The sequence below is a fragment of the Streptomyces sp. genome, assembly GCF_019510245.1.
Taxonomy (GTDB): domain Bacteria; phylum Actinomycetota; class Actinomycetes; order Streptomycetales; family Streptomycetaceae; genus Streptomyces.
On sequence record NZ_JAEKKT010000312.1, the window covers coordinates 1 to 5,231 of the forward strand.

5 protein-coding genes and 1 pseudogene are annotated in these 5,231 nt (G+C 70.1%); 4 read left to right on the forward strand and 2 right to left on the reverse strand.

Translation table 11 applies throughout. The annotated features are described in order from the left end of the window. On the reverse strand, window positions 1-418 hold a 418-nt coding region (locus tag JF597_RS49760; RefSeq protein WP_294012725.1), incomplete at its 3' end, for a PadR family transcriptional regulator. Window positions 419-616: 198 nt separating this feature from the next. Here JF597_RS49760 and JF597_RS49765 point away from each other — a divergent pair. From JF597_RS49765 to JF597_RS49775, 3 genes are all read left to right on the forward strand, one after another. After that, entirely contained in the window at window positions 617-856 is a 240-nt protein-coding gene (locus JF597_RS49765) for a hypothetical protein (protein ID WP_294012728.1), read from the forward strand. After that, window positions 856-1,233 carry a toxin Doc gene (locus tag JF597_RS49770; protein ID WP_294012731.1) on the forward strand — a complete coding sequence of 126 codons (378 nt, stop codon included), beginning with the start codon at window positions 856-858 and terminating at the stop codon, window positions 1,231-1,233. Before JF597_RS49765 ends, JF597_RS49770 begins: the two co-directional genes overlap by 1 nt. Window positions 1,234-1,420: 187 nt before the next feature. Beyond that, the gene (locus tag JF597_RS49775; RefSeq protein ID WP_294012734.1) at window positions 1,421-1,780 is read left to right on the forward strand and encodes a hypothetical protein; all 360 of its coding nucleotides are present in this window, start codon (window positions 1,421-1,423) and stop codon (window positions 1,778-1,780) included. Window positions 1,781-1,827: 47 nt separating this feature from the next. On the opposite strand, the pseudogene JF597_RS49780 reads toward JF597_RS49775, so the two are convergent. After that, window positions 1,828-2,057 (reverse strand): annotated as a pseudogene (locus tag JF597_RS49780) (LuxR C-terminal-related transcriptional regulator); the annotation flags it as partial. 987 nt (window positions 2,058-3,044) lie between these two features. Here JF597_RS49780 and JF597_RS49785 point away from each other — a divergent pair. Further along, the coding region (locus tag JF597_RS49785) for a M4 family metallopeptidase (RefSeq protein WP_294012737.1) at window positions 3,045-5,231 on the forward strand (2,187 nt) is incomplete at its 3' end.

Genomic DNA, 5,231 nt, shown 5'->3' on the forward strand with positions numbered 1-5,231 from the left:
GCCCGGTGAAGTCGCGCTCCTCGCCCGCGAGGTAGTGCGCCAACCGGTCGCGGTGCGCCTGCCGGTGACGCTCCACCTCTTGGATCAAGGCAGCCGGGTCGTCGAAGGCGGCACCGCGGATCTTCACCGCCAGGTCGTGGCGGACGCTGTCCGGTTCGATCGGGTCGTGCAGCCACGAGGACAGCGCGGCGCGGCCGAGGTCGGCGACGGAGTACTCCTTCTTGTCCGGCCGTCCGTGCTGCGGGACGTCGCGGGCATCGACCCAGCCGTCGTTCTCCATGCGCTTGAGCACGCGGTAGATCTGCTGGTGGGTCGCGGTCCAGAAGTAGCCGATGGACCGCTCGAAGCGCCGGGCCAGCTCATAGCCGGACGCCGGCTTCTCCAGGAGCGACACCAGGATCGCGTGTTCGAGCGCCATGCCGACGATCGTGCTATGCAACTCGTTGCATAGCAAGTACCGCCCACTTCGATGCGACACGGCTCACCTCGGGCGTGGTCTTCCGGCGGTGTCGCGGCGCGGCCTTCTGTGATGAGCTCACGAAGACGGCATGCGGTACGTACCGCGGGCTCTGCTGCCGGTTCACGCGCCCGGTACCTAGTAGGTACCATTCGATGTATGCCATCCCTGAACGTGCCGTTCACCGAGGAAGAGCTCGAAGGCGTCCGCGCGGCCGCGGCCGCCGAGGGCAAGAGCCTCAAGCAGTACCTCCACGACCTCGGCGTCCGCGAGATGCAGCGCAAGCAGTTCATCACTGGGGCGAGCGCCTGGGCCGAGCGGCTACGCGACGAGTTCGACGCCGCCTTCCCCGACGAAGTCCCCCCTGCCGAGCGCCCCGGCGGGGCCGCGGCCGCCTGATGCACCTGCACATCGACGTCTCCTGGCTCCTCGACGTCCAGGAGACCGCCCTCGGCTCCGAGGACATGTCCGTCGCCGACTACTCCGCACTGGTCGCCGCCGTCGCCCGGCACAAGACCAAACTGCCCACCCTTCAGGCAGCCGACCCGGACGCCGCATGGCGGGCCGCCGCGCTCATGCACACGATCGTGCGCCTCGAGCCGCTCCCGCACCGCAACAGCCTCTACGCCGCGTTCGTCGCGGCCCAGTACATGGACCAGTCGGGCGAGGGCATCGATCCGCCCTACGGAGCCCTGTCGGACCTCGTACGAAAGGTCCGCGACACGGGTCTGCGGGTCCCCGAAGTCGCCGAGCGGCTCCGCTCCTGGAAGATCTGAGAGGTCGACCGGCGACTCCAGCGGCGGTGTTGACCGAGCGGGCCAAATCCGAGCCCGCCCGTGACCGGGGTCGGCTCACGCGCTGAACCGGGGCGGCGTCGGGAATTCCGGGGACAGCGCACACCAGTGCGCCACCTTCTCGGCTCTGACACTATGTGATGTCTTCGACATCACCTGGGGCAGGGTCATGCGGACCACGGCAGCGCTCATATCCACGGCAGCCCTGCTGCTGACACTTGCCGCCTGTTCGGACGGATCAGGGGACTCCGACAGCCCGGCGGACAGTGCCACGGCCTCCTCCTCGACGGCCACCACCGCGCCCCCGGCCGACGCCGAGGCGATCCGCGCCTGTATGAGGGGTGTCGACGCGCTGTACACCGGGGACTGGTCGCCGACGACCCCGCCGAAGACCCGGCCGGCCGGCTGCGAGTCGCTGTCGGTCACCGAATACGGCTACGCCTACCGGAGCGCCGTGGCGGCGATCGCCAAAGCTGGGGAAGACTTCTACAACGACAACGACGGACTTCCCTCCGACTGGCCTTCGTGAGCGATCCCCGGTTCGTCACCCGGTGCGGATCGCCGACCGTCAAGCCGCACTGACCGCTCCTCGTACGCGAACACCGCCGCCTGCGTCCGACCAGCAACTCCGGTTTCACCAAAACCCTGCTGACCTGCGCCCTGATCGTCGGTTCCGCAACCATCAGCCGCTCCATGATCCCCGCGCCGGACAACCCCCGCGCGATCAGCGCCGGCACCTGTGTCTCTCACTCGGTCAGGCCGCCGTACGCCGTTCGCACAGAGGGCATGACACGCGGGGCGCGTACGCAGTGCTCTCCCGCGGGTTGATCTCCGGCCACCTGACGGCCGACCGGCAGCGCGCTCGGCGTCAGCCATGGCAGCGTCTACCGGCACCTCGCCATCGGTGCTTCCCGTCGCCGAGAGCACCGACATCGCCGCCGGGATCCGCCGCAACCCCCGCGACACCAGCAGTCGGCCATTCCCACGACGAGGCCTTGGCCGTCGCTTCGGCCTGCGGCGGCGAACTCGACGCCCTTGTCCAACGGTGTCGATCCCGCGGCGCACCCCCACCCGGCCGCCGCCCTCGCCGCCGTGGCCCAGGTCGTCGAGGTCCGGACGAGCCGCTCGGCGGGTGCCGTACGTCGACGCGGCGGGCGGATCCATCACGGCCCGCTGACCGGAGCGCTGCGACCGGCACGCAGTGCCGCCGGCCCACGGCGGTGCCCAGGCCGGTGGGCCACGCGTCCCGCGCCTGCACGCCGATCTTCGGTGCTGTCGACTGAGCTGAAGGCTCCCCGCGAGGCCGGCTGCTTCCTGGTTGCGTCTGCCGCGTGAGGCCGACCTCGGAGACGCTCGACTGGCCTTGCCGTGCTCGCCCATCGGGCAGGATCCCGGTGCGTGTACGGCACGACTCCGGCGGCAGGCCGGCACCGCGGCCGTGGCCTCCGCGAGAGCGGCTGGGCGTGTCCCTGTGGGTCAGCCACTCGCGGGCGCAGGGGTGGCAGCGTGGCAGGCCGAAAACCGGCCGCCGTGTGTACCGATTTGCCTGACCTGCGTGATCAATTCAAGCCGTTGGCTTGAGGCTTGCATGACAAGGACGCGTTCACGATGTCACTCTGCTCCGGGAATTCACAGCTCCCTTACAGGTTCAACACGCGGCTCAGCCGCGTTTCCTCCACCCCCCACCTCCTTCCACCCGCATGCCGTGCAGCGCTCCGGACCGGCCCACCCCGCCGATCCGTCTCGTCACGGCCCCCACCACGGGTCGGCCGTCGTACCGAAGGAGAACCGTCTTGCCCCTGCGACAGAACGCCCTCGTGCGCCCCAGACGCCTCACCGCGCTCGCTCTGGCGGCCGTGGGCTCCCTGCTCGCCCTGGCCGTCCCGGACTCCGCCACCGCGGCACCGGCGCACCCGGCACGCGCGAAGATCACCGCCACGCCTCGGGCCGACGCCGCCCCGACCCCGCTGTCCCCTGCCCGCCGCACCGCCCTGATCAGGAGCGCCCAGTCCGAGGCCGCCGGTACCGCGCAGCGCATCGGCCTCGGCGCCAAGGAGAGGCTCGTCGTCAAGGACGTCGTCAGGGACGCCGACGGCACCACGCACACCCGTTACGAGCGCACCTACGCCGGGTTGCCCGTCCTGGGCGGCGACTTGGTCGTGCACGACGACAGCGGCCGTACGACCGTCACCAAGGCCAACGCGGCGAAGCTGTCGGTGCCCTCGCTCAGCCCGAAGGTCACGACCGCAGGCGCCACCGCCAAGGCCCTCACCGCCTCGAAGCAGGATCAGGTCAGGGGCGCCAAGGTGGCCGACGCCTCCCGCCTGGTCGTCTGGGCCGGAACCGGCAAGCCCGTGCTGGCCTGGGAAACCGTCGTCGAAGGCATCCAGAAGGACGGCACGCCCAGCGAACTCCAGGTCGTCACCGACGCCGCCACCGGCAAGGAACTCCTGGCTGCCGAGAAGGTGCACACCGGCACCGGCACCGGCCAGTACGTGGGCACGGTTCCGCTCGGCACCACCCTGTCCGGGGCGGCGTACGAACTCGCGGACCCCGACCGCGCCGGACACAAGACGTACGACCTGGGCCAGGGCACCTCGGGCACCGGCACCCTGTTCACGGACGACAACGATGTCTGGGGCGACGGTCTGCCGTCCAACCGCCAGACCGCGGGCGTCGACGTGGCCTTCGGTGCCGCGGCCACCTGGGACTTCTACAAGGACGCCTACGGCCGCAACGGCATCCGCAACGACGGTGTCGCCGCCTACAGCCGCGCGCACTACGGCAGCAACTACGTCAACGCCTTCTGGCAGGACTCCTGCTTCTGCATGACCTACGGCGACGGCTCGGGCAACACCCACCCGCTCACCGCGCTCGACGTGGCCGCCCACGAGATGAGCCACGGCGTCACCGCCGCCACCGCGGGCCTGGTCTACTCGGGCGAGTCCGGCGGCCTGAACGAGGCGACCTCCGACATCTTCGCGGCGGCCGTCGAGTTCCACTCGAACCTCGCCGCCGACCCCGGTGACTACCTCGTCGGCGAGAAGATCGACATCAACGGCGACGGCACCCCTCTGCGGTACATGGACAAGCCCTCCAAGGACGGCTCCTCGTACGACAGTTGGAGCTCCAGCCTGGGCGGCGTCGACGTCCACTACTCCTCCGGGCCGGCGAACCACTTCTTCTACCTGCTCTCCGAGGGCAGCGGCGCCAAGACCGTCAACGGTGTCTCGTACGACAGCCCGACCTACGACGGTCAGGCCGTCAGCGGCATCGGCATCGAGAACGCGGCCGCGATCTGGTACCGGGCGCTGACGACGTACATGACCTCGACAACGAACTACGCGGGCGCCCGCACCGCCACCCTCTCGGCCGCCGCAGACCTGTTCGGCGCCTACAGCCCGACCTACCTCGCCGTCGCCGACGCCTGGGCCGCGATCAACGTCGGCAATCGCATCGCCCTCGGCGTGAACCTCGCGCCGGTGGCAGACCAGATCAGCGGCGTCAACCAGGTCGTCAGCCTGCAGCTGGACGCCTACACCACCAACACGGGAGCTTCGCTGACCTACGAGGCCACCGGCCTGCCGGACGGTCTGACCATCAGCCCGAGCGGTCTGATCAGCGGCACCCCGACCACGCTCGGCACCGGCGACGTCACGATCAAGGTGACCGACAGCACGGGAGCGACCGCCTCGGTCACCTTCAGCTGGCAGATCGCCTACGTCTACGCCAACGCCTCCCGCGTCGACATCCCCGACAACGGGGCCGCCGTGGAGTCCCCGGTGACCATCACGGGCCGCGACGGCAACGCCTCCGCGACCACCAAGGTCTACGTCGACATCGTCCACACCTACCGCGGTGACCTGACCGTCGACCTCGTCGGCCCGGACGGCACCGTCTACTCCCTGCTCAACCGCAGCGGAGGCTCCGCCGACGACGTCGACCAGACGTTCACGGTCGACGCCTCCGCGCAACCGCTC

What these genes read in the sequence shown, in the direction of transcription:
- JF597_RS49765 (WP_294012728.1), top strand. Translation starts at nt 617, where the DNA reads ATGCCATCCCTGAACGTGCCGTTCACCGAGGAAGAGCTCGAAGGCGTC.
- JF597_RS49775 (WP_294012734.1), top strand. Translation starts at nt 1,421, where the DNA reads ATGCGGACCACGGCAGCGCTCATATCCACGGCAGCCCTGCTGCTGACA.
- JF597_RS49770 (WP_294012731.1), top strand. Translation starts at nt 856, where the DNA reads ATGCACCTGCACATCGACGTCTCCTGGCTCCTCGACGTCCAGGAGACC.